Origin of the sequence: Paenibacillus sp. 276b, from assembly GCF_900107875.1 — a bacterium.
Lineage (GTDB): Bacteria > Bacillota > Bacilli > Paenibacillales > Paenibacillaceae > Paenibacillus > Paenibacillus marchantiae.
This window is the reverse complement of sequence record NZ_FNRR01000001.1, coordinates 1,376,110-1,401,838: the sequence shown is the minus strand read 5'-3', so window position 1 is coordinate 1,401,838 and position 25,729 is coordinate 1,376,110. Positions and strand designations below refer to the sequence as shown.

The 25,729-nt window shown below is 47.8% G+C and carries 23 protein-coding genes; 3 read left to right on the top strand and 20 right to left on the bottom strand.

Going from position 1 to position 25,729, the window contains the following annotated elements:
* Positions 1–174: 174 nt before the first annotated feature.
* The 5 genes from BLV50_RS06025 to BLV50_RS06005 form a co-directional block, all read right to left on the bottom strand.
* Positions 175–1,260 carry a metal ABC transporter substrate-binding protein gene (locus BLV50_RS06025; RefSeq protein ID WP_090806454.1) on the bottom strand — a complete coding sequence of 362 codons (1,086 nt, stop codon included), beginning with the start codon at positions 1,258–1,260 and terminating at the stop codon, positions 175–177.
* Entirely contained in the window at positions 1,247–2,140 is an 894-nt protein-coding gene (locus BLV50_RS06020; RefSeq protein WP_090806452.1) for a metal ABC transporter permease, read from the bottom strand. The genes BLV50_RS06025 and BLV50_RS06020 overlap by 14 nt, the downstream gene beginning before the upstream one ends.
* The gene (locus tag BLV50_RS06015; RefSeq protein ID WP_063563890.1) at positions 2,086–2,793 is read right to left on the bottom strand and encodes a metal ABC transporter ATP-binding protein; all 708 of its coding nucleotides are present in this window, start codon (positions 2,791–2,793) and stop codon (positions 2,086–2,088) included. The genes BLV50_RS06020 and BLV50_RS06015 overlap by 55 nt, the downstream gene beginning before the upstream one ends.
* A gap of 49 nt (positions 2,794–2,842) precedes the next feature.
* Positions 2,843–2,992, bottom strand: a complete 150-nt coding sequence (gene rpmG / locus BLV50_RS06010; protein WP_090806450.1) for a 50S ribosomal protein L33 — start codon at positions 2,990–2,992, stop codon at positions 2,843–2,845.
* Positions 2,993–3,066: 74 nt separating this feature from the next.
* The gene (locus BLV50_RS06005) at positions 3,067–4,269 is read right to left on the bottom strand and encodes a GTP-binding protein (RefSeq protein WP_090806448.1); all 1,203 of its coding nucleotides are present in this window, start codon (positions 4,267–4,269) and stop codon (positions 3,067–3,069) included.
* Positions 4,270–4,550: 281 nt separating this feature from the next.
* Here BLV50_RS06005 and BLV50_RS06000 point away from each other — a divergent pair, with 281 nt between their 5' ends.
* Positions 4,551–5,585, top strand: a complete 1,035-nt coding sequence (locus BLV50_RS06000) for a permease (RefSeq protein ID WP_072732936.1) — start codon at positions 4,551–4,553, stop codon at positions 5,583–5,585.
* 6 nt (positions 5,586–5,591) lie between these two features.
* On the top strand, positions 5,592–6,614 hold the full coding sequence (locus BLV50_RS05995) for a TIGR03943 family putative permease subunit (RefSeq protein WP_256337866.1): 1,023 nt from the start codon (positions 5,592–5,594) through the stop codon (positions 6,612–6,614).
* A gap of 84 nt (positions 6,615–6,698) precedes the next feature.
* Here the strand turns inward: BLV50_RS05995 and BLV50_RS05990 are convergent, their stop codons facing one another.
* The 6 genes from BLV50_RS05990 to BLV50_RS05965 form a co-directional block, all read right to left on the bottom strand.
* Entirely contained in the window at positions 6,699–8,000 is a 1,302-nt protein-coding gene (locus BLV50_RS05990) for a pyrimidine-nucleoside phosphorylase (protein ID WP_064638097.1), read from the bottom strand.
* A gap of 242 nt (positions 8,001–8,242) precedes the next feature.
* A complete protein-coding gene (gene deoD / locus BLV50_RS05985; protein ID WP_063563894.1) occupies positions 8,243–8,950 on the bottom strand; it encodes a purine-nucleoside phosphorylase in 708 nt (235 codons plus the stop codon).
* A 146-nt stretch (positions 8,951–9,096) separates the two neighbouring features.
* Positions 9,097–10,275: a phosphopentomutase gene (gene deoB, locus BLV50_RS05980; RefSeq protein ID WP_072732935.1), complete on the bottom strand. Its 1,179-nt coding sequence runs from the start codon at positions 10,273–10,275 to the stop codon at positions 9,097–9,099.
* Between the two features lie 31 nt (positions 10,276–10,306).
* Positions 10,307–11,497, bottom strand: a complete 1,191-nt coding sequence (locus tag BLV50_RS05975) for a NupC/NupG family nucleoside CNT transporter (RefSeq protein WP_053780590.1) — start codon at positions 11,495–11,497, stop codon at positions 10,307–10,309.
* A gap of 272 nt (positions 11,498–11,769) precedes the next feature.
* Positions 11,770–12,420, bottom strand: a complete 651-nt coding sequence (gene deoC, locus BLV50_RS05970; protein ID WP_072733500.1) for a deoxyribose-phosphate aldolase — start codon at positions 12,418–12,420, stop codon at positions 11,770–11,772.
* A 253-nt stretch (positions 12,421–12,673) separates the two neighbouring features.
* Positions 12,674–13,612 (bottom strand): sugar-binding transcriptional regulator, encoded by a 939-nt coding sequence (locus tag BLV50_RS05965; protein WP_063563981.1) that lies wholly within the window; start codon positions 13,610–13,612, stop codon positions 12,674–12,676.
* A 184-nt stretch (positions 13,613–13,796) separates the two neighbouring features.
* Here BLV50_RS05965 and BLV50_RS05960 point away from each other — a divergent pair, with 184 nt between their 5' ends.
* A complete protein-coding gene (locus BLV50_RS05960; protein ID WP_063563896.1) occupies positions 13,797–14,423 on the top strand; it encodes an FMN-dependent NADH-azoreductase in 627 nt (208 codons plus the stop codon).
* Between the two features lie 113 nt (positions 14,424–14,536).
* Here BLV50_RS05960 and BLV50_RS05955 read toward each other — a convergent pair whose 3' ends face one another.
* The 9 genes from BLV50_RS05955 to BLV50_RS05915 form a co-directional block, all read right to left on the bottom strand.
* Positions 14,537–14,887 carry a hypothetical protein gene (locus tag BLV50_RS05955; RefSeq protein WP_063563897.1) on the bottom strand — a complete coding sequence of 117 codons (351 nt, stop codon included), beginning with the start codon at positions 14,885–14,887 and terminating at the stop codon, positions 14,537–14,539.
* A 162-nt stretch (positions 14,888–15,049) separates the two neighbouring features.
* On the bottom strand, positions 15,050–16,243 hold the full coding sequence (locus BLV50_RS05950; protein WP_090807502.1) for an MFS transporter: 1,194 nt from the start codon (positions 16,241–16,243) through the stop codon (positions 15,050–15,052).
* Between the two features lie 78 nt (positions 16,244–16,321).
* Positions 16,322–17,539, bottom strand: a complete 1,218-nt coding sequence (locus BLV50_RS05945) for a M24 family metallopeptidase (protein ID WP_063563898.1) — start codon at positions 17,537–17,539, stop codon at positions 16,322–16,324.
* Complete coding sequence (locus BLV50_RS05940; RefSeq protein ID WP_064638110.1) at positions 17,536–18,375, bottom strand: ABC transporter permease; 840 nt, start codon at positions 18,373–18,375, stop codon at positions 17,536–17,538. The genes BLV50_RS05945 and BLV50_RS05940 overlap by 4 nt, the downstream gene beginning before the upstream one ends.
* On the bottom strand, positions 18,368–19,285 hold the full coding sequence (locus BLV50_RS05935) for an ABC transporter permease (protein ID WP_063563900.1): 918 nt from the start codon (positions 19,283–19,285) through the stop codon (positions 18,368–18,370). Before BLV50_RS05935 ends, BLV50_RS05940 begins: the two co-directional genes overlap by 8 nt.
* Positions 19,282–20,415: an ABC transporter ATP-binding protein gene (locus BLV50_RS05930; protein WP_079695970.1), complete on the bottom strand. Its 1,134-nt coding sequence runs from the start codon at positions 20,413–20,415 to the stop codon at positions 19,282–19,284. Before BLV50_RS05930 ends, BLV50_RS05935 begins: the two co-directional genes overlap by 4 nt.
* Positions 20,416–20,486: 71 nt before the next feature.
* Positions 20,487–21,623, bottom strand: a complete 1,137-nt coding sequence (locus BLV50_RS05925) for an ABC transporter substrate-binding protein (RefSeq protein WP_090806443.1) — start codon at positions 21,621–21,623, stop codon at positions 20,487–20,489.
* A gap of 75 nt (positions 21,624–21,698) precedes the next feature.
* Complete coding sequence (locus BLV50_RS05920) at positions 21,699–23,672, bottom strand: hydantoinase B/oxoprolinase family protein (RefSeq protein WP_072732930.1); 1,974 nt, start codon at positions 23,670–23,672, stop codon at positions 21,699–21,701.
* Positions 23,669–25,714: a hydantoinase/oxoprolinase family protein gene (locus tag BLV50_RS05915; protein WP_090806441.1), complete on the bottom strand. Its 2,046-nt coding sequence runs from the start codon at positions 25,712–25,714 to the stop codon at positions 23,669–23,671. The genes BLV50_RS05920 and BLV50_RS05915 overlap by 4 nt, the downstream gene beginning before the upstream one ends.
* Between the last annotated feature and the right edge of the window lie 15 nt (positions 25,715–25,729).

The following is a 25,729-nucleotide window of genomic DNA, read 5'->3' as shown; positions in this document are numbered from 1 at the left end:
TCTCCGTCACCTTGAACAACGAAAAGAGCACATCCCTGTGCTCTCTGCGTGGCCAAAGGCAAAGGAATGGCTGTGCCATTCCTCAGCATGTTGTATTATTGTACCTTTTTCGATGACGGGCATCAAATGGGCTCTCTTTTTTCGTAAATTCAACTTGTTAAAGTAGCAAAACCGCTATTCATTCAGTGCCAGTTTCAGGGCCTCCAAATTCTGCCGCATTACGCCGATGTAATCCATTCCTGTAGCGATCTCCTCTTCCGTCAACCCTTCAATCGGGTTCAATACAGCTGTTTTGGCTCCTACTTCGTTGGCGATAGTCTCTGATACTTTGGATGAAACCAACGTTTCGAAGAAAATCGTCTTCACCTGATGCTCCTTGGCAAAATCAATAACGGATGCCATTTGAGCTGCGGAAGGCTCTTGTTCAGGAGACAGACCGGCAATCGGTACTTGCTGCAGACCGTATTCCTTTGCAAGATAACCGAACGCAGCATGCTGTGTGATGAAATCTTTACGTTTGCTGTCTGCTACAGCTGCCTTGAAATCCTGATCCAGTGCCTCCAGTTTGGCAACATAGGCGTCGGCATTTTGCTTGAATTGCTCCGCATGTTCAGGCGCAGCCTGTGCGAGTCCAGCCTCGATATTCCGTACTTCCTTCACGGCAAGTGCAGGTGACAGCCAAACGTGGGGATCAAGTCCACCGTGATCATGATCATGTGTATGTGTATGTCCTTCTTCTGCTTCGGCGTCATGATCGTGATTATGCTCCTCTGTTGTCGCTTCATCCGCATGGTCATGCGTGTCGGTTGTATCGGCATGTTCGTGATCATGCTCCTCTTCTTCCGATCCTTCCAGCAGATCGATCCCATGACTCGCTTCCACTTGAATGAGTTTGGCATTGCTCAGACTATCCGTAACTTGATCGATCCAGGATTCCATTCCCGCCCCATTATAAACAAGCACATCCGCTTTTTCGATGCTCGCAATATCCTGTGGTGTCGGCTCCCAATCATGTGGCTCCATACCCGCAGGAACGAGTGTATGAACATTAGCCAGATCGCCCGCTACATTTTTCGTGAATTCGTACATCGGATAAAAGCTGACTTCAACGTTCAGTTTGGCTTCCTCGGTCTCTGATGGTACCGGCGTGCTGGCCGAGCTGGTACTGGAATCGGAAGCGGATTGATTTTGTCCACAACCGGCTACGATAAGTGTAAGACTGAATAATAGTGCAAGAGCTGATTTTTTATTGAATTTCATGTGGCGTATTCTCCCTTGAATGTATGAATAGAGTTGCACGTTGTTGTTTTCTCTCTTTACGATGACGTTTACGGTTATATCGTCCAATCAGCTTTTGTGCTGATATGCCAATCAATAGAAAGACCAACAGGATGAGAGCAATCGTTCCTCCCGGTGGTGTTTTTAGATGGTAAGAGGTTGTCAGTCCGCTAAAAATACCAATTAATCCAGTGACGACAGCAATAAGGATCGCGGCCGCAAAGCTGCGTGACAATCTCATTGCCAGGGCAGCGGGTAGTACAATTAAAGCAGACACAAGCAATACGCCGACAATCGGCATGGCTGAAGCAACGGTCATTCCTGTCAGAACGGCAAATGCAAAGGATAAACCTTTAACCTGAATGCCTCCAATGGAAGCTGTCTCTTCATCAAACGTCAAATTGTACAGTGGCCTTCTGAGCACGATGAAAAAAATCAGTCCGATGACGCACACAGCCGCCATAATCCATAACTGCATATCACTAACGGCAACGATGGAACCGAACAGGTAAGAGCTGAATGTCTTGGACAGATTGGTTTTCAGACTCATGAGCACCACAGCAAGGGCCAGACCCGACGTCATAATGATCGCTACAGGCACCTCGCTATATGTCAGGTAATTTCGCCGGAGTTGTTCCACCAGCAATGCGCCGATAATCGCAATCGCAAATCCACAGATCACCGGATCTAGGTTCATCACAGAACCCAGGGCAACCCCTGCCAATGAAACATGGGACAACGTATCCGCCATTAGCACCTGCCGTCGCAGCATCAGATAGACTCCTAAAATTGGAGCAATGACTCCGATCAGTCCGCCTGCCCAGAAAGCACGCTGCATGAATTCGTATTCAAACACTGCCATTCCTCACTTTCTTGCCGCTCCAGGGTAATCGTCCGGTCCAACCGGTTGCCCATCTCTTCTAATCCGTGGGTGACCATAATAATGGTCAGTGCATGAACGTCTGCATAATGGCGCATCAGATCATAGAATCCTTCACGGCTGCGCCGGTCCATGCCTGTAGTCGGCTCATCCAGCACGAGTACCTGCGGCTGGCCTGCCAAGGCTCTGGCAATGCAGATTCGCTGCTTTTGTCCACCAGATAGTTCTCCAACCCGGGCGTTGCGATATTCCCACATGCCGACTTCCCGCAAGCTGCGTTCCACAATGGCTTCCTGCTCGGATGTGAATCTGCGGAACAAGCCGAGTTTGCGGTAACATCCGGATCGCACCAGTTCGATCACCGTACTGGGAAATCCACTGTTGAATGATGCTACCTGTTGAGGTACATATCCGATGTTCAGCTTACTGCCACGTACGGACTGCACATTCATATGTACCGTGCCGCTCCAGGGCTGTAACAGCCCCAGCAGCAATTTCAGCATGGTTGTCTTCGCAGAACCATTCGGTCCTGTAATGCCGACAAACTCCCCCACATGGATATCCAGCGACAGTTGGTCAATGACTGGCTCTTTGCCGTATCCGAATACCACATCACGCATGGAAGATAGAATCATGGCTTTTCCTCTTTTCGTAAATATTACGATTTAAAAATGACAAAAAAAATTATCTTGTTTCCCGGTGAATGGTCATTCTCTTTAATCGTGGTGAATACTTCTTCAATTCGATCCGTTCCGGATGGTTACGCTTGTTCTTGGTTGTTGTATAGTTGCGATCTCCGCACTCGGTGCAGGCTAAGGTTACAATGACTCTCATGGATATGGCCTCCTTTGATCTATTTAATCGTAATAATTACTATTTAATGAGTTTAGCCCATGCTTTTATGTTTGTCAACTCCACGCTGGAAATGGATCTTTCAGTTCTCGCCAGTTCATTTGCATCTCTTCTTCTGTAAGGAGCGTCTCATCTAACGTCCGTTCGATCTCCGCTCGGTCCATGTCTATCCCGATAAACACCAGTTTCGTAACCCGATCGCCCCACTGCTCATCCCAATCCGGAATAGGCGGAAGAGTATCACCAAAATGCATTTGTCGCTCTTCGTCACTCATCGCGCCTACCCACAACCCGGCTGGTCCCAACTGCTTGGATGTTCCCGCATGACTGAACGACACCGCCATATGGTTACGTGTAGCCAGCCACATTAAGCCTTTGGAACGCACAATACTATCAGGCCATTTCGCAATCCAACGCAGCAAACGCTCCGGATGAAACGGACGTTTCCGGTGGTACACAAATGAGTGAATGCCATACTCCTCTGTCTCAGGTGTGTGCTCTTCCTTCATTAATTCGCGGATCCAGCCCGCAGACTGGCTTGCTTTTTCAAAATCAAACCGTCCGGTATTCAATATCTCCCTTGGGTCAATCTGTCCATGTGTGGTGCGAATAAGTCGGGCTTCCGGCTGCATCGCGTGTAGTGCTTTCTCAAGTTTGAGTAATTCATCTTCCGATACCAGATCACACTTGTTCAAAATCAGCACATCACAGAATTCAACCTGATCCGTCAGCAGATGAACGATCCCCCGTACATCATCATCCCCGGCTTCCTGCCCCCGATCCTTCAACGTTTCTTTGGAATTGAAGTCACGCCAGAACTGGGCAGCATCCACTACCGTCACCATCGTATCGAGCCGCGTAAATTTCGTTAAATCGATCCCCAGCTCTTCATCGATATACGTAAATGTCTGGGCAACGGGGACTGGCTCTCCAATACCTGTCGATTCAATCAATATATAGTCAAAAGAACCGTCCAGCGCAAGCCGTTCCACCTCTTTCAGCAAATCCTCACGCAGCGTGCAGCAGATGCAGCCATTGGACATCTCTACCAGCTTCTCATCAATACATGACAATCCACCACCATCCCGGATTAAACCAGCGTCAATATTAACTTCACTCAGGTCATTCACAATGACAGCGACTCGCATACCCTCTCGATTATGAAGCACATGGTTAAGCAATGTCGTTTTGCCTGCGCCCAGATATCCACTTAAAACCGTAACCGGAACTCGGGGTAGTACTTGTTGTTGTTCTGTCATTTTAATTACTCCCTTCCATTTATCCTCTTAAAACTAAAAAAATCGGAATGCTATGTAGCTTACACTCGACCGATGGGCTGAAAAATAACCATTACTTAATTGTAATTATTACGATTAACAAAATAAACTATAACTGAACATCGTTTCTTTTGTCAACATTAGAAGTTTTCAAGGTCCAGATATGTAAATCGTAAAAATGTTGATTAATTACTGCGAACGAGTATGATGGGGACGGTACAAGCATATATTTTACCAAAGTCCCGGTTCTGGAGGTTTATCCCATGAAAATGGCAGCCAATCTTAAGCTCCTGTCATTCCTGATTCCCTGTGCATTTCTTGTTCCCGTGTTGATCACGATGGCTCCCAATCTGAAAGGAGCATGGAACAGTGAAGCCTTACAAAATATGAAAACAGTATTCATCAGCATTTTCCTCGAAGCCGCTCCATTTCTGCTCATAGGGGTGCTGTTATCTTCGCTAATGCAATGGTTTGTATCTGAGGAAATGATTCGCAAACTAACGCCTAAGAACCCCGTCGGAGGCGTGCTGGTAGCGGGTCTGCTGGGAATCGTTTTCCCCATCTGCGAATGTGGCATGATTCCGGTCGTTCGACGGTTGATGCATAAAGGCATGCCCCCCTATATCGCGGTGACCTTTATTCTTAGCGGCCCTGTAGTAAATCCAATTGTCTTTACCGCGACCCTGCTCGCTTTTCCTTCCCATCCCGAAATTACGATCGCCCGTATGGGACTGGCCTTTGCTGTAGCAGCTGCGATCGGTGGTCTGGTGTATATGTTCGTCCGCCAGAATCCATTGCGTAAACCGAAGGCTACAGTGACGGAGGTCAAGACACATCCCGGATTTAAAATGGCACAGCCTCATTCCCATTCTACCGATCATGATCACGTGCACGATAAAAACTGGCGCAGCTTTTTCATCCATGCGGGTGACGAATTTGTTGATATGAGCAAATATTTGGTGATTGGTGCTCTAATAACAGCCTGCATTCAAACCTTTATCAGCCGCAGTGATCTCATTTCTCTGGGTAACGGGCCTGTTGCCTCCTATGCTTTCATGATGGGTTTTGCGTATGTATTGTCTCTCTGTTCGACATCCGATGCGTTCGTAGCCTCAGCCTTCTCTCACACGTTTGCGTTAGGGCCGCTATTATCCTTTCTCGTTCTCGGTCCAATGCTTGATTTCAAAAGCACATTGATGCTGCTCTCCACCTTCCGCACCCGGTTTGTTATTGGCTTGAGCCTGGTGATTATTGCGTTGGTTTTCGCGGGATCGTGGTTGATTAACCTTTTGGCATGAGCATGTATGAATGTATTATCTGATCTGATCAAAAGAGGTGATTACATGAACCATCCTGGTTATACAGTGACCAAAGCTCCGGTTACCAAATCTCACCCTATCCAGTGGCATAACCTGATTCGTGCGCTGTGGATCGGCGGGCTCGCCGTATACATCATTCATTTGAATACAACGGATTCTCTTCATTATTACTTGGCGCCGACGATGCAGCGATTGCTACTCTGCTGCCCTGTTCCCTTTTTGTTTATTGCCGCCATCATGGCCTGGCACGGACTATTCGGTAATAGCCAGCTCCATTGCGACTGTGAGCATCCGCCTCCTTCAGGATGGGGACGCAGCTCGCTGATGTATGGATTGATTGCCATTCCATTAGTACTTGGTTTTCTTTTGCCGGATCAGGCACTAGGCAGTTCTATGGCCAGTCAAAAAGGCATGTCCCGAACCTATGGACCTCCGGAAATTCGTCGAAAAGAACCCTTATCTGATACAGTAGAACTGGACATTAAAGATCTATCCAAAAAAACTGCAAATGTTGAATCATCTGTGCCTGCCACGAAAGTACAATTCGTTCCCCCGGATGAGTACAGTCGTGAATTTGCCAAACTGGCAGAGAAGTTATATGCGGAATCAGTCATAAAGGTATATCCTGAAATCTTCTCCGAGACATTAGGTTCGATCGATATGTTCCAACGACAATTTGCAGGCAAGGCTATCAGCCTTACCGGGTTTGTATATCGAGACAAAAGTATGGAGCATGAATCTCATTTTGCATTAGGGCGATTTCTCGTGATGTGCTGCCCAGCAGACGCGGCACCCTTTGGCGTGATGATTCATGTCCCGAATGCAGACAGCTATCCTACAGACAGCTGGGTACAAATCGATGGCACCATTGGTTCTGCTCAAGTGAATGGTGAGGACACCATTGAGATTCGGGCGACGAAGGTAACTCCGGTCGATCAGCCATCTACCCCATACATTTATACCAGTGCAAATTCAGTTGTGACGTATGATGAATTGCAAAATAAATAAGAAAAGCCCCGAAGCTATGGAATGCATAACTTCGGGGCTTTAAATTTTATTCCGGCATCAGGTTAACCTTGTTTACCTGATATATTATTCAGTTACGATATCATGAACCAATACAGGAGCATCTGCATGATCTGCAATAGTAATGTTCTCTTTGATCTTCGCGATTACGTCTGCTACGTCTTCACGATTCGCATGGATGGTTACGAGTGATTCACCAGCTTTAACCTGGTCACCCACTTTTTTGTTGAGCATCAAGCCCACAGCAAGATCGATCTCGGACTCTTTTGTTGCACGGCCTGCGCCGAGCAGCATTGCTGCAGTACCGATTTCGTCAGCGACGATACCAGCTACATATCCGTCTTTATCCGCTGGTACTTCAACCAGATATTTCGCTTGTGGCAAGCGATCCGGGTGATCTACAACTGAAGCGTCTCCGCCTTGATTTGCCAGGAAGTCCTTGAATTTCTCCAGCGCTTTACCGTTCTGGATCACTTCTTTCAATTTCTCCTCAGCATGCTCCAGGGAGTCTGCTTTACCAGCAAGGAATACCATTTGACGTCCAAGCGCCAGACAGAGTTCTTCCAGATCTTTCGGTCCTTTACCTTGCAGCGTAAGAATGGCTTCTTTCACTTCAAGCGCGTTACCGATAGCGAGGCCCAGTGGTTGAGACATATCGGAAATGACAGCCATTGTTTTACGTCCTACATTGTTACCGATGCTTACCATGGCATGTGCCAGTTCTTTTGCATCTTCTGTTGTCTTCATGAATGCACCAGCACCCGTTTTGACATCCAATACGATCGCATCGGCACCTGCTGCAATTTTCTTACTCATGATAGAGCTTGCGATCAGTGGGATGGAGTTAACGGTAGCTGTAACGTCACGCAATGCATAGAGCTTTTTGTCTGCCGGCGTGAGGTTGCCACTTTGACCGATAACGGCAACTTTATGTTCGTTAACGAGGCGGATGAACTCTTCTTTCTCCAACTCGACGTGGAAACCTGCAACAGATTCCAGTTTGTCTGTTGTACCACCAGTGTGACCCAATCCACGTCCGGACATTTTGGCAACTGGAACATCCAGAGCAGCAACAAGCGGTGCCAGTACCAGCGTTGTAGTATCGCCAACGCCTCCTGTGGAGTGCTTGTCTACCTTGATACCTTCGATTGCGGATAGATCAATGGTCTCGCCCGAGTTCACCATGGACATGGTCAAATCTGCGCGTTCCTTATCAGTCATATCCTTGAAGAATACAGCCATCGCCCAAGCGCTGACTTGATAATCAGGGATTTCGCCTTGTGTGTATCCTTGAACAACAAAATCAATCTCAGCTGTTGTCAGTTCTTTTCCGTCGCGTTTCTTAGCAATAATGTCTACCATTCTCATGATGATCTCTCCTTCGTTGTGGGTGATTTGTATAGAACACTTTGTTGTTAGACCGTTACGGCTCCGGATCGTTCCTTCGATCGCTGTTGTCTCCAAGTTTTTTTGATCCATTTACAAATGGAGAAAACTCGGAGACAAAGGCGAACGCTTCGCTTCTACAGAATCGATTCCGGTTCCTCCACTACGTGCTTAAAACAAAAGTTTCAATTAAAATCAATTGATATTGATAAATTAAGTGATTTTTACAGCGTAATTGCTGTATCCAGTGCTACTACCATCATGTCGTTGAACGTTTTTTGGCGCTCTTCGGCGGAAGTCTCTTCACCTGTCAGCAAGTGGTCACTTACAGTCAGGATCGTGAGTGCATTTACGCCAAATTTGGCTGCGAGTGTGTACAGTGCAGTTGTTTCCATCTCAACGCCCAGTACGCCGTGCTGCATCAATTTCTCAGTCACGGAACGATCGTCACGATAGAAGGAATCCGAGCTGAATACGTTACCGACGTGAATTTTCATGCCTTTGGCAGTTGCGCGGTCATAGGCTTCTTTCAGCAGTGAGAACGACGCGATCGGGGAGAAGTCATATCCACCAAATACGAGTTTGTTCATGCTGGAATCGGTACATGAAGCTTGAGCAAGGATAACATCACGAACACGTACATGTTCTTGCATACCTCCGCAAGTTCCAACACGAATCAGGTTTTTTACACCGTATTCGCTGATCAGTTCGTTGGCATAGATGCTGAACGATGGAATCCCCATGCCCGAGCCTTGCACCGAGATACGGTGTCCTTGATATGTACCCGTGAATCCGAGCATTCCTCGAACTTCGTTGTAACAAACGACATCTTCAAGGTACGTATCTGCAATAAATTTTGCACGCAATGGATCTCCTGGCAAAAGGATTGTTTCTGCGATATCTCCGGGTTTAGCTCCAATATGTGTACTCATGATTAAATCTCCTCCAGTTATCCATATGATTGAATGAAGGCCAGGAACCGGAACAGCCGAAGCTGTCCCCGTGGTTATCCTGTCCAACTTTATGCTTCAAGAAAATAACAGCTTTCCCCAAGTTCAGTTAAAGATAAAAATGTTGACTATTTCAAATCCTTCAGGAAGCTTGTGCCATATTCAGGCAGTTTCACTCCGAAGTTCTCAGCTACTGTTGCTCCAACATCCGCAAACGTACTGCGCAGTTCAAGCTTTTTGCCCCCACTGAAGCGTGGAGAATACACAAGCAGTGGCACATACTCACGTGTATGGTCCGTTCCGCGGTAAGTTGGGTCATTACCATGGTCAGCTGTAATGAGCAGCAGATCATCGTCTGTCATTTTGCTGAAGATCTCTGGCAGACGAGCATCATACTCTTCAAGTGCTTGAGCATAACCTTGTGGATCACGACGGTGACCGAACAGGGCATCGAAGTCAACCAGGTTCAGGAAGCTGAGTCCAGTGAACGCCTCATCCATCGTTTCGGACAGTTTGTCCATGCCATCCATGTTGGAGACGGTACGTACAGACTTGGTTACACCTTCGCCATCGTAGATATCTGCGATTTTACCCAAAGCAATCACGTCAAATCCACCATCTTTAAGTTCATTCATCACGGTACGGCCAAAAGGTTTGAGCGCGTAATCATGACGGTTAGCTGTACGCTTCCAGTCACCCGCTTCACCTACAAATGGACGAGCAATAATGCGGCCCAGCATATACGGATCTTCAAGTGTAATTTCACGGCAGAACTCACAGATCTCATACAGTTCCTTCAATGGTACAACGTCCTCATGTGCCGCAATTTGCAAAACCGAATCCGCGGATGTGTATACGATGAGCGCGCCAGTTTCAACATGCTCTGCACCCAGCTCATCCAGAATTTCCGTGCCGCTGGCCGGTTTGTTACCGATCACTTTACGGCCTGTTTTTTCCTCAATGCGTTGAATCAACTCATCCGGGAATCCGTCTGCGAACACGCGGAATGGCGTATCAATGTACAGGCCCATCAGTTCCCAGTGACCCGTCATGGTGTCTTTTCCTCTGGATGCTTCCTGCATCTTGGTGTAAAAGGCTTTTGGTGCATCCGCTACAGGCACACCTTCAATTTCCTTAATATTGGACAGTCCAAGACTGGCCATATGCGGCATCTTCAATCCTCCGCGTTCACGTGCAATGTGACCAAAGGTATCGACATCGAAATCATCGAATTCCGCTGCATCCGGCGCTTCACCAATTCCCACTGAATCCATAACGATCAGATGTACTCTTTTGAATGTTGACATAACTTAAGCACTCCTTCCAATAATCCGGCTTTTACAAGAACAGTCCGGCGATGATCGCAGACAGCACGCTGACAAGCGATGCACCGTAAAGCAGTTTCAGACCGAAGCGGGCCACCACATTACCTTGTTTCTCATGAAGTCCCTTCACCGCACCGGCAATAATACCGATCGAGGAGAAGTTGGCGAACGATACGAGGAAGACGGATACGATACCTGTTGTTCTGGCAGACAATGTAGTCTGTTTGGTCAGATCAAGCATGGCAACGAATTCGTTGGATACCATTTTGGTAGCCATAATACTTCCCGCTTGAATCGCTTCTTTCCACGGAACACCCATAATGAAGGCAAATGGTGCAAACACATAACCAAGCAGTTCCTGGAACGAAATGCCGAGCACTGCACTGAAGATCCCGTTAACCAGTGCGATCAAAGCAACAAAACCGATTAACATTGCTGCTACGACGATGGCAACTTTGAAACCATCCAAAATGTACTCGCCCAACATTTCGAAGAAGGATTGTTTTTCCTCTTCCTGTACTTCCAATATATCTTCTTCCTCGGAAACCTCATAAGGATTCACGATGGAAGCAATGATAAAACCGCCAAACAGATTCAGCACAAGTGCCGTAACCACATATTTCGGATCAATCATGGACATATAGGCACCGACAATCGACATCGATACCGTGGACATCGCCGAGGCACACAAGGTGTACAGCCGATGTTTTGGCAGCAACCCAATTTGTTTTTTCACAGAAATGAACACTTCAGATTGCCCCAATACAGCCGAAGCAACCGCGTTATATGATTCCAGTTTGCCCATTCCGTTGACTTTGCTTAATACCAGACCAATATATTTTATAACAAAAGGTAAGATTCGGATATACTGCAATATCCCAATGAGCGCTGAGATGACGACGATCGGCATCAATACACTGAGGAAGAACGGCGCGCCCCCACTATCTGCACCAACGGTAGTCAAGCCACCAAATACAAATGAGATACCGTCATTTGCATAGCCAAGCAAACTTTCAAATACAGTCGCGAAACCGCCAATCAAAAACGTACCGATTTCTGTGTTCAACAATGCGTATCCCAATATAACTTGCAAAACAATCATGATAATTAGTGGACGATATCGGATCTTCTTCTTACCGTTGCTGACCAGATAAGCTAGTCCAAAGACAACAAGTATACCAAGAAGGGCAATTAGGAATTTCATTCTATCTCTCCTTTGAAGGTAGTTAAGCCGGATGATCATTCAGCTCAAAGGTTTCCCATATATGTGATGAATTAACCTTTCAGAAAACGGTTGAAGCGCTTACAATAAATTCGGTTTTTTATGATTCTGTTTTAATTAAAAATATAGAAAATTTGGATCAGCTTTAAACTTGTTCTCCACATCCATTTATAGATATGAAGAACAAGTTAAACCCTTTTAAAGCATCCAAGCATTCCATCTAGTGGAATTTATCGAGCTAAGTTACTCACGATTTAATAATTAGATGTAGATTGTTCGCCTTGCATGATTTTCACACCGGAACTTGCGCCAATCCGAGTTGCTCCTGCATCGATCATTTTTTGCATGTCTTCCAGACTACGCACGCCGCCGGAAGCTTTAACGCCTACATCTGGACCTACGGTACGACGCATCAAAGCGATGTCTTCTGGTGTTGCTCCACCCGTAGAGAAACCTGTGGACGTTTTGACAAAATCAGCTCCAGCTTTTACTGCTGCCTGACATGCACGTACTTTCTCTTCATCCGTCAACAGACAAGTTTCGATAATGACTTTCACCAAAGCTTTACCCGCTGCTGCTTCAACAACTGCACGAATATCCTGTTCCACAAACTCATCTTTGCCGTCTTTCAAAGCACTAATGTTGATGACCATGTCCACCTCAGTAGCACCTTTAGCAATCGCGTCTTTAGTTTCAAATGCTTTGGTCTCGGAAGTGGAAGCTCCCAGAGGGAAACCAATAACGGTACAAATATCTACGCCAGTACCTTGAAGCTGTTCAGCAGCATAAGCAACCCAGCCTGGGTTAACACATACAGAAGCAAATTGATATTGTTTCGCTTCTTCGGTCAATTTGGCCATTTCACTTTGTGTTGCATCTGCACGAAGCAAGGTATGATCTATCATTTTGGCTAATTGTGGTGTAGTCAATTAAATCTCCCCTTATCTGAACTAGTTATTTTCTATATCCCTACCCTAACATGAACATATGTAAAAATCAATATGAACTTTTGTTCATCATTGAAATCTTAACACATTCCATGGCAACTTCATTAAACAAAAGGATTCCCTCACCAAGATGAAATCGTACAGTATAGCTTCTGTCTAAGAAAGCAAAACATCCGCCCATGTCGCGTGGCAGATGTTGTCATCCATTGAATTATAATCGGAGCAAAGCCTGAGCTGTGTATTGATCTGTTACCAAAATGTTGGCGTAATGACCTTTGAGCGCAGCATGAATGGCTTCTATTTTACGTTTTCCCCCGGCCACGAGAATCGATTTTTCCTTATTTCGCAGCTCGGCCAGGTCAATTCCGACGGTTCTGTTGTTAATCTCATCACTGATCAAGCGGCCCTCGGCGTCAAAAAAACGTGAACAAATGTCACCTGCACCTGAATGCATCAGCAATTGCTGTTCTTCATCATTAAAGTACCCCAGTCTGAACAAAAGTGCATCTTCCTTCACTGTACCTACGGTAAACATGGCAATATTCGCCTGTCGGCCAAGTTCCACGATCCTGCCAATATGTCGGTCTGCTTCTACCATTTTTTTGACTTCAATGTTATCGAAGATCACGGGCAAAGGCAAATATCGGGGAACCGTATGGAAAGCTTCCGCAAATAAATGAACAATTTCTGCCGCATACGTATTCACGTGGGAATGACTTACGCCTCCCTTAAGTTGAACCACTTCCACGCCTTTGACTTGCTTGGGACGAAGCTGACGGGCTACGGCGTTCATGGTTGTCCCCCAGGTTACCCCAATAATGTCCGCATCTTGCACCGTATCTTGTAAGTAATCTGCTGCTCTTTTGCTAATATGTTTCAAAATTTCTTCATCACTCTTCAACGGGGCAAAACATACAAGCGCAGTATCCAGATTATACTTGGCCTTGAGTTCCCCGGCGATAATGTCGATATCCTCCAGTGGGTCCATAATTTCAATGCGAACGTAACCGCGATCTTTCGCATACTGAAGTAACCGAGATACCGTTGGACGTGACACGCCCAGCCTGACCGCAATATCCTGCTGGCTGTAATCCGACTGATAATACAATTTCGCTGCTTCAATGCTTAATCGTTGCTTCTCCAGATCCATTCCCATATGCGCTCATCTCACTCATTCCTATTATCGTTCGATTCACCTTACACCATTGTATTATACATGATTGAGTACCAGGTCACTATCCAGGTATAAAACGTTATAAACGATGCATACTACATCGGTCGCTTATTAATGTGGGCCCTTTTTGGAAAAAAACATCATAGAGAGGAAGAACCGTATGTCTACATTATTGTATATTACTGCCCATCCTCATGATCATGAAACTTCCTTCAGCATGGCTGCAGGTAAAGCGTTTGTGGATGCATATCGTGAAAGCCATTCCTCGGATGAGGTTATTCATCTGGATTTGTATCGCTCGGATATTCCTCATATTGATGCAGATGTATTCAGTGGTTGGGGGAAACTTCAATCCGGCAGCGAATTGACTTCTGAAGAAAAGGCTAAGGTTCAACGTTTGAATGAATTATCGGATCAATTCGCCTCTGCTGACAAATATGTTTTTGTGACACCGATGTGGAACTTCTCTTTTCCTCCAATTATGAAGGCTTATATCGACTCCATCTGCGTGGCTGGTAAAACGTTCCGTTATACGGAACAAGGCCCGGTTGGATTGCTTTCCAACAAAAAGGCACTGCATATTCAGGCTCGTGGCGGCATTTATTCCGAAGGGCCTGCGGCTCAGATGGAATCTGGTCATCGTTACCTGAGCATTATCATGTCTTTCCTGGGTGTTCCGAAGCTTGAAGGCATTTTTGTGGAAGGACATAACCAATATAAGGAACGGGCAGATGAGATCAAACAGCAAGCCATTGAAGAGGCACGTACACTCGCTAAACAGTTTTAACCCTTACTAAACAAATACAGCAACAAACACAAAACCCGCATGCCAACCCATGAATTATTAATTCCATAGGGCGGCATGCGGGTTTTTATTATTTTATAATAAACGTTAGAGCTTTATTGATGTCCAGCGCTGGCACGGCTCATGGTTTCAAGTTTGCGAGTAATGGCATGGCGGTCCACTTTCAGTCCCCAAATGGCTTCAATAATCTGTTCTTTCTCTTCGGGACCCTCGGCATTTTTTAGTTGCATTAACAGATCATGCATCTGTTCGTTAATACCTTCAAATTGACTCCAAAGATCCTGTCTAACCTCGGTTGAATCCAGATGATGATTAGCATCCACTTCTTCTTTCAATGCTTGCAGAATGGCCTCTTTCCACTCCTCATCACCTAGCTGTTTCGCTATGTTCAGGAGATCCAGATAATCGTCAACAAGAAGTGAGTTCAGTTCAGCATGTGTTTTCATCGTTTATTGCATCCCCTTTGCATCTATTTACCCAGTATTATACTCGGTATTTCGGGATATGCAATACTTGTCGAAAAAAGTTAGTTATTGTATTAGGGACTATTGGGTGATTATGGGTCAAAATGAGTGCTTCTTATTACCGAACTTTCGATCTATGTTTAGCTAAAAAGTAAGCTTATGTTCTTGTACCCTTTCTATAAGCAACCGACACAATATAAAGCCGATTACCACATACAGACCAATCATGCCCACAATGCCAATCCAACCCAGATGGCTGTAAAGTAGTCCCCCTCCAGTTCCGCTGACACTTGATCCCACGTAGTAGAAAAACAAATACAAGGCATTGGCCTGGGATTTATGCTGATCCGCCACGAGTCCAACCCAGCTGCTGGCGATGGAATGTCCGCCAAAGAAACCAAAGGCAAACAGGGCAAGTCCAATTATTTTGACCCAAAGTTCGGGGTGAATGGTACAGACTGCACCGGCCAGTATAATACCTAGCGCGATTCCAAGGACATTCGATCTTCCATACCGATCTGCAAGCCTGCCCATCCAGGTACTGCTCAACGTACCCATAAGGTACACGACAAAAAGGCTACCGACGATGGACTGGCTAAGATGATAAGGTTCTCCTGTCAATTCAAATCCAATGTAGTTGAATAACGTCACGAAGCCCCCCATCAGAAGAAATCCCAATCCATATAGGCAAAGTAGACGTGGATTCCGACACTGTGACCACAAAAGCGGAATGATCTTTTTGAATCCAGGAGTCGCTTTGACAAAATGGCGGGATGGCGGGATGACAAGCCAGAAAATAACAGCCGCACATAGGCCAAGAATACCGATAAAACCAATTGCAGCACGCCAACTGAACCAGTCTGTGATCACGCCGCTGATAAAACGACCAGCCATACCCCCGATCGAATTTCCGCTGATATAGAGGCCCATGGCATACCCTAGACTGGCAGGCTCAATCTCTTCAGACAGATATGTCATGGCTGTCGCGGGCAGCCCGGCAAGTGCAACTCCCTGGAGAATTCGAAGTAGAAGCAACTCGGTAAATCCAGGGCTAAACGCGCTAATCATAGCAATAATAGATGAAACAACTAAAGCTGCTGTCATAATAAATCGTCTTCCCAATGAATCAGATAAGGAACCGATAAACAACATGGTCAGTGCCATGGCAATCGTCGTAACTGAGAGGGTAAGACTGGAATGTGCAGGCGAGATCGCAAATGCCTCGCTAATCTCGGGCATCAGGGGCTGGAGGCTGTAAAGTAACGCAAAAGTTACAAAACCTCCGGCAAACAGCGCAAGGCTAATGTTACGAAACGTCTTAGTTCCCTGCTGAATCATGATATTCCAACTTTCTCGGTAGGAAAGCTCCATGATCGGCTGCTGACTGATCGCTTGGCTGAAGCCTTCCATTAATCGTTATTTGATGAACAGTTTACGCTCCATATGAGTCAAAAACTCATATCCATCTGGAGTTACAACAACCGTGTCCTCGATTTGGAAGCCACCAGCGCCGAGCTCATAATAAGGTACCTCTACACACAGCACCATGCCGGGCTCCAGTATGCGCTGGTCGCCGGAAGAGAGGGTCATGTCGTCATACAGTTCCAAGCCAATGGCATGACCAACATGCTGACGTCGGTAATGCGGAATTCCCTCACGTTGCACGCGAGACACAGCCGCATGAAAGACGTCGGAAGCCTTGACGCCAGGGCGTACGGTTTCAAGTGCCGTCTCCCATCCACTTTTTACTGCATTAAAATGTTTTTTCATCCAGGGAGTTGGCTCTCCTGCCACAACGGTACGCCCTGTATCTCCCCAGTATCCTTCCAGTTGCAAGCACAGATCAAAGCGGATCTGATCGCCTGACTCGATGGTATGAAAATAATTTTCGATGAGCGGCAGCGCACTGCGCGGACCCGCTCCTACCGCAGTCATTGCAGGAGTCCCACCTGCTTTCATCACAGATAGCCGATAATGGTCGGCAAGCTGCTTCTCATGAACACCGGCTGCGATCAGATCAATCAGCTCTTGCTCAATCCGTTCATTGACTTGGGCAGCCTGTCGGAGCTGCTCGATTTCGAAAGGCGTCTTAACCAAGCGGATTTGGCGAAATAGCTTGTACGCGTGAACAACTGCTCCTTGAGGCGCATCCTCCGTGATCCGTGCCAAAAGTTCAGGAGCGATTCGCATCTCATCGATTCCAATCGGTTGATTCTCGATGTCGAGTTGTTTCAGTGCAGCTTTAAGCGCTTCTATCGGCCCTGGATGAATGACTGTCGTTTGTAGCAGAGAGTAGAACAGATCAATGTCATCCGTAGAAGGTTTGCCTTCGATCGAACCTTCCACGAAGAAGTCACTGTAGGCAAATATATCTACTCCAGTGATACCGAATTGGGCCACAACGCCCAAACGATTCGTCGGAATGACGATACATGGTCGAGCGGATCGGTCGGCAGGTAGAATGGCGTAGATCTGCATGGTCCAGTTGCTTGCGCGTAGCTGGGAGCCGATGACATAGTGAATATTTTCCGGAGTTGTTGCGATCAGGGCACGAAGTCCCTGAGTTTTCATTACGTCTTCCGCCCGGTCCCGGTTGAGACCCGAGCTGTGGGATATATGATTTGAATTGTTCATGATTCAGACCTCCTTTTGTTTTTCCTGCCCCCAAACAAACTCTCAAGTCCAGGTACGGAGCGCAATACCAGCTTGATGATCATGAACAAGGCCAGTGCAAAAGCGATAAGTACGACAGATACAACAGCGATCGTCGGGTCCTGCCACTTTTCCATATAAAGAAACAGTTGTATCGGCAGAGTGTAGCTGTCCTGACGAAGCAGCAGTAGTGCAGCCTCTACCTGGTCAAAAGTGAAGACAAATGCGATTGACCCTGAAAGGAGCAGAGATAGTCTAAGTTGTGGCAATGTGATTGTAAAAAAGATACGCAGTGGCCCTGCTCCAAGGTCTGCTGCCGCCTCTCGGTGTGCGGGCTGCAGGTTGGCCAATGCACTGCCTACAAGCGTTAGCACGAAGGGAAGCACGATGACCGCTTCACCCAAAATAAGAGCGAACAATCCGCCTGCAATATGCATTTTGGAGAACAAAATTAGATACGCAATACCAAGCGTAATTTTCGGCATAACCATTGGGGATACAAAAAAGGCTCTTAAGATGCCAGCACCCGGGAAAGGGTAATGTACGATAGCCAGCGCCGCAAGTGTTCCGGTAATCAGCGCCAGCAATACCGCTCCAGTGGAGGCAATCAGACTGTTCTTGAATGCAACGAGAAATTGAGTCTGCTCTCCCAGATTCGCATACCACTTCAGGGTAAGACCTTCCGGCGGGAATTTACTGGCCGATCCGGAACCTACTGATGTCAATAGGATCATGAGCAGTGGCAACAGCAAATAAACTGCTACAGCCCCTGCAAATATATAGAGCAGCAATTTAGTGAACCTTTTCGACTTAACCATAAGCCTGCTCTCCCTTCCGGGAACGACGGAACATCAGCATTTCGGCTCCTTTATTGACCAAAAGTGAAACGATGATGGAAGAAACGAGCAAGAATATACTTGCTACCGCAGCCATCGGCCAGTTGGTATCCAGTGTTCGCTGGTAAATAAATACCGGCAGTGTCATGACTCTGCCTCCGCCAATCAGTTGGGGCGTTGTAAAGGCCGTGAGGCATAGCGTGAATACAATCTGTACCCCGCTAGCAATACCTCTCGCTGATAAAGGCAGGGTAATCGTGAGGAATGTCCGCCAGCTTCCTGCTCCCAGATCCTGTGCAGCCGCTTTTAGCGAAGCGTCACTTTGCGACAATACATTCAGGATCGGAAAGACCATGAACGGCAGAAAAATATGAACAAGAGCGACAACCACACCAGTCTCGTTATATATCATACTGAAGCCTTCATCCGTGATTCCCAGCCGTATGAACAGCCAGTTCATGAACCCCTGTTTGGATAGCAGCAGCTGCCAGCCATAGGATCGAACAACCGCGCTGACCAGCAGCGGAAGAAACGTAAGCAGCAGCAACAATTGCTTCATGCCCGGTTTCTTCAGGCCGGCAATACAATAAGCTAGCGGGTATGCAAGCAGCAGGCTCCATAGCGTGACCTTGAAGGCAACGCGAAATGTGGTGCCTATCAGCTTCCAATAGTACGGATCGGACAGAAAAGCATGATAGGCATCCCACTCCCAGCCCCGGATGAGCTTGCCATTTTCATAGATATCAAAGCTGTACCTGCCAAAGATGAGCAGACCACCCAGATACACGATGCCCATCAGGGTCAGAGCGGGTAGCAGAAGAAGCAACTGGGTAATCCACCGGCGGTTTTTGGATGAATACAGATTCACGATCCGATCCGTAACCCGATTCATATCCCTTCCTCCTGTACCGGATTAAGCAGCAAAGGTTCGGATAACAAGAGCGCGTCCTCCGGATCAAAGCCAATCTGGATTGGCTCCCCCGGGCTAAAACGTGAGGCTCCTCGCTGATGCAGTACACTGGCCTGAACCAGAAACCCCTCAGCAATCTGGATCGTGTAACGAATATTTGCCCCGCCATACACTGCTTCTATGACACGTCCATCCAGCTTGTTCAGGCAAGGGTTCGCATCCTCTCCAAGTCGAATATATTCGTTGCGAATGGACAACGAGTGCCGGTCACCTATTAGGGCAACCGGGGTGTTCTCATTTGTCTTCACCAGCAGCGAATACCCGAAGCATTCAACCCGGATTCCATTCGTATCCTGTCCAAGCACCGTTGTTGCCAGAAGATTGGTATCGCCGATGAACTTGGCCACGAAGCTGTCTGCCGGTCTTTCATAGATTTCATCAGGCGTAGCATATTGCAGCAGCTTGCCAGCGCGCATGACGCCGATCCGATCTGACATGTTCATGGCTTCATTCTGATCATGCGTTACAAAGATGAACGTACCGCCGAACTCTCGTTGTATGCGTTTCAGTTCGCGCTGCATATCCAGACGCAGCTGCATATCCAGTGCGGAAAGTGGCTCATCGAGCAGCAAAACTTCGGGTCTGTTGATTAACGCGCGAGCAATGGCTACGCGTTGAGCCTGCCCCCCGGATAACTGGGAAACAGCTCGTCTGCCATAATCTCCGAGCTGTACCAGCTCAAGCATTTCGTGTACCTGCTTCCTGATATCGGCTTTCGGTAACTTCTTCACCTTTAGCCCATAGGCGATGTTGTTGAATACGTCCATATGTGGGAATAGCGCAAGCTGCTGAAAAATCATGTTGCTGTTGCGTCCGTAGGCCGGGATGCCGGTTACATCCCGACCTCCCAGCATAATGCACCCCTGATCCGGCTGCTCAAGTCCGCCAAGCATCCGCAGCAGTGTTGTTTTGCCACAGCCACTCGGACCTAACAGGGAAACGAATTCTCCCTTCTTCACCTGTAGTGACACATGGTTAACCGCTGCTCGCTCTCCGTAGGTCTTTGTGACTTCTCTTGTTTCAATGGAAATGAGTTCTTGTTCACTGCTCATCTCTGTTTCCCTCCCGTCCATAACGGGTTCGAAATAGAACCCGTTATCGTGGTTTGTCTGAAAACCATCATTTATTGAAGTTTGGTTTTGACGAGTCGGTCCCATAGATCCTTCCAGGAAGAGCTGTTTTGAGCAAGAACATCCCAGTCAGGACTAATCCCGTTGCTCTGTGTTTCCACGGAGAAGGAAGGATCGTCCTTGTATTTGTCCGGAACGGCAGCAGTCGTGCTGGTTACCGGTGTACCTGTTGCTTCTGCATATTGTGACAGCGCCTCTGCGCTCAGCAGCTCGTTGATAATTTCGTTGGCTACACGTGTCTGCTCAGGTGTTGACCCCTTCACAACCTGAAGTGTGTACGGGAAGGAAATGGCTCCTTCGCTCGGATACGCTACAGCGAGTGGAGAACCGCCGTCAATCCATGTCTGTGCAACCTGTGCACTGAAAGGAGCAATCAGAGCATCTCCCGACTCCAGAAGAGCCTTCAACTGGTCATTGGATGTAACCAATGTGCCGATCTGGTCACTGTGATCTGCCCAGAACTGGAATGCTGGCTCCGGATTCTCATACGATGCGCCAAGCTCCTGTCCTTTGACTGCAAGAAGTGGAGAGATATAGGAATAGAACATGTAGTCCCAAAGTGCCGTTTTCCCTTTGAATTCCTCGTTATCCCACAGATCATTCCAGCTTGTTGGCGGTGTTTTTACAAGGTCTTTGTTATAGACAAGCGCGAAGCTCGAAACTCCCCACACGACACCCTTGTTGTCAGGATTGTGGAATTGCTCCGGGATATCCTTGATATTGGTCACGATGCTTGTATCCAGTGGCTCCCACATATCATCGTTCAAGCCTTTTGCCGTCGCATCTGCGTTGAAGTAACCAAAGTTGACAACTGGATTGTTGGGATCAGCCTGCTTGCCAGCGACCATTTTCGGATACATGACTGCATTGGATGATTCTTCAAAAGTAACTTCAACATTTGGATGCTCTTTGACGTAATTTGCAACCACTTCTTTTGGAACGACATCCTGATTGGAGCCAGCCCAGATAAACATGGTCAGTTTAACCTTGTCTCCGCTTCCTCCAGAAGAATCGGATCCTCCTGCTGTATTGCTGGAGCTACTTGCTCCACCGCATGCAGAGAGAACCAGTGTACCGGCCAGTGTCAGTGAGGCGAGACTGAGAAAGCGTTTCTTGTTTGATTTAAACATGAGATTTTCCCCCATCGATTTAGTTGGTTTTATGAATTTGACAAAAATTAATTCGTTTTTCCTTCATGTACCTTATCAATGCAATCCTATTTTCTGACGCAATCCTTCCATAATGCCTGATATCTCATGTGGAGATACGGATACGGTCGCAGTTTGCTTCTCCTCCACGGCTCCCATGGTCTGACGCTTCAGGTAGTCTCTGAGTGCCAGCGGAACATTCAGCAGCGCCTGATTCAGCGATACTTGCATCTCGTCAGTCCATATGGCCTCGAACTGTTTCCTTGTCCAGCCATAATCGAATTCTTCCTGCTGCCGTTCCCGCTTGGCCCGCAACTGTCTGGTCTCACTCACGTTCAGGTTCCGGCCTTCTATGACGACACCATACAGTTCAAGAGCTTTTTCCGTCGATACCAGTCCTCTTCTAACATCCTCCAGAACCAGCATTGGATCCCGATCAAATGGATCGCCATATCCACCTCCGCCCTGTGACAGGAACGTCACCGTCTCTCCGGGTTGGAGCAGCAACTCATCAATTCTTCCCAGATGGTGTTCACTTGCACGTCCAGCATTGAGAATCGCTTCCCCATGGGTACCAACACCTCCGCCAAGCCTGCCCCACGGATGAAACTCCATACGCTCCATATTTCTGGCGGTCATTACGGTATCTGGTGTAAGAATTTTGACACACAGGTCGATTCCGCTTCCACCACGGAAGGTTCCAGCACCAGCAGAATCAGCACGAAGGCCATAATGCTCTATGAGCACAGGCATTTCGGATTCTACTGTTTCCGCAGGAATGTTTCGAAGATGACCCACGGCAAAATCCATGCCATCAATTCCGTCCTTCATCGGTCTTGCTCCTGAACCGCCACATATCGGCTGGATCACGCCAACCTTTTTTTTGCCATCTGACGCATCTGTCATCGCCATCATAACGATGCATGCCTGTCCGGCTCCTGCGGCGGGAACCTTACTTGCCTGAGCTTTTCCAAGAGCACCTGTGATGACATCCATTAGCCGAATAAAGGTAGCTGCTCGTGCGCCAACCGCTGCCATCGGCTCCGGGTTGAGAACTGAAGCCGGTGGTGCATAATTTCGAACCATGCGAATCATGCCCGAATTCCATGGAATTGTTGGATCGAGCGTACGGAAATAACGAATGAGTGCGGGAACCAACATGTAATGCCCCTGTTGATTGTGGGTAGGAATATTGAACGAAGCTCTGACCTGAGGGTCGGTTCCGCTAAAGTCCAGATGAATATCACTGCCCGCGATTGTCATTTTGCAGCGCAATCGGATGGGATAACCGCCAGGACCTTTCTCCAGATAGTCCCAGAACTCATACGAACCATCCGGGATCTCCTGTACGATGGCGCGGGCCTTCAACTCAGCGTATTCCAGCAATTGCTTAATACCCTGTTGAATCCTCTCTACACCGTAGCGGCCGATAAGCTCCTCTAGTCGCTGCTCCCCCCGATTCAAGGCTGCCATCAGTGCCTTGAGATCACCGAGGTTTTGCTCCGGAATGCGGCTATTGTCCAGAAACATGCGCAGTATCTGCTCATTAAGAACGCCTGCTTCATACAGCTTGACTGGCGCAATTCGAATGCCTTCCATATGAATATCGTAGGCGCTTGGAGATACGCTCCCCGGTACCTTACCACCTACATCGGAAGAATGAACGAAGCACATGCCGTATGCGATGATTTCCCCTTTGTGAAAATAGGGCTTGATCAGATGAACATCCGGTAGATGTGTCACCATGCCTTTGGTGGAATAAGGATCATTGCAGATGACCAGATCGCCTTCCTTCCAGTCTGTAATGCTGTTTATGGTCGCCGCAGCAGGGATGCCAAGGGATAGATTGTAACCCGTCTCCAATGGCGACCCAAACGTTTCCCCGGATGGTGACAAGAGGTAGGTTCCAAAATCGCCCGTTTCTTTAACAAAAGCGGTGAATCCCGTGCGCAGCACGACATTGGCCATTTCCTCCACCGCAGCCTGAATCCGGTTGTTGAAAATTTCAAGAAAAACCTTGTCGCCAATCATTGCTCCACCTCCCCAATCACATTACCGTTACCATCCCGGTATACCGTAAACCCAGGCGGGATGAAAATGGTTGTATCATATTCCTCCACAATAACGGGCCCAAGAATGGGCATATCCAGTGGGATCTGTCCCCTCTTTAGAACTTTTGCTATTCGCTGTTCGTGGTCAAAAGTGATGATCCGTTCTTCTACTTCACTCTCATCGAATGGCAACTCTGCCGGAGATGCTGTGCTTTGGGTGGGCAGAATGCCAACAATGGTCGCTCTCAGACTAACGAACATCACATCAGCTTCCGGCTGGCTGATGCCAAACACATTTTGGTAGTACATATGGAATTTGATCCTTGCTTTCTCAGGATCGGCGATTTCTTCGGATGTGAGCGTAACCTCCAAATCAAAGGCCTGACCTTCGTAACGCATGTCGGCGCTGTATAAGCAATAGATATGTTCCAGTTTCACTCCGCCGCGGGCTTCCTCTTCAACCCAACTACGACCTTGATTCTCCAGTCTGGTGTAAAGAGTCGATAACTCACCAGGCTCAAGCGTCTGACTGCTTTTGTGCAAGGTATGAACGAAATCATTGCGAAGGTTGGCAACCGTGCAGCCCATGGCACAAAGTGTTCCTGGAGATGGTGGGATCAGCACTCGGCGGATGCCCACTTCACGCGCCATGAGAAAAGCATGCATTGGCCCAGCTCCACCATAGGCGAGCAGCGTAAAGTCCCGGGGATCAACCCCCTTGCGTGCCATGAGCGGAGAGAACTGGGCATACATATTGGCGGTGGCCACATCAAGAATGGCCTGTGCAGTTTGCGTGGGACTTAGTCCAAGCCGTTCGCCAAGATTGCCCAGAGCACGTTCTGCAAGCTCGGGGTAAAGATTCATCTGTCCGCCAAGGAATCGATCAGCCTGCAAAATGCCCAGTTGCAGATAAGCATCCGTTGTTGTTGGCTCTTCTCCCCCACGATGATAGGAGGCTGGACCTGGATTGGCTCCTGCACTTCGTGGTCCCACCTTGAGTACCCCTACGGAATCGAGCCAGGCAATTGAGCCCCCACCCGCTCCGATCGCGGTTACATCCACAGCGGGAATGATGACTGGAAAATCCCCAACCTTATTCTCGGTAGAATAGGCAGGCTCTTTATCGATGAGGGCAACATCAACGCTTGTCCCGCCCATGTCAAACGTGATGACTTGATGAATGCCGGCCTGCTCGGCAATATGGGTTGCTGCGATTACGCCGGAAGCAGGTCCAGACAGAAGAGTACGTACAGGCTCTTTGGCCGCTCTGGCCGCCGTCATGATTCCACCATTGGACATTGTGGACAGCAGATTGGCTTTCAGACCGTAAGCGCCAATTCCTTCTTGCAGACGAAGAAAGTATGATCCCATGCGTTCCCCAACATATGCATTCATGGCTGTGGCGAGTGTACGTTCGAATTCACGCTGCTGCGGCCAAATGGCACTGCTTCTGCAGAGAAACAGGTGCGGATGACGTTCCCTGATTAACTCTTCCGCAAGCTGCTCATGAGCAGGATTGACATAAGCGTGCAAAAAACTGATCGCCAAGGCAGTAACCCCCTCTTCCACCAGCTCGTCTACCGCTTGAAGGAGTTGCTTCTGATCCAGTGGTTGAAGTATGCTACCGCTCGCAAGTGCTCGCTCATCCACTTCCTTAACGAGATGTCTCGGAACAAGCGCATCGGTCTTGTCACCATACAGATTGGTTGTATCCTCGAGTCGTAGCCTCCGAATCTCGAGAATATCCCGGAACCCTTTGGTGACCAACAGACCTGTAACTGCGCCGTTACGCTCAATTAGGGTGTTAACCCCAAGTGTTGTTCCGTGCACAAACAGATCGATCTCATGAAGATCGACTCCGCTTTCCTTGAGCTGATCAAGTGCATTAAAAATCGCCTGTTCCGGAGCTGCTGCAATCGATGGCGTTTTCAGTGCCGCAATCACCCTGCCATGATTGTCCATAACCAGGGCATCCGTGAATGTGCCTCCGATATCTATACCTAATCGATAAATTGTTTTCACAAGTTCAACTCCTTT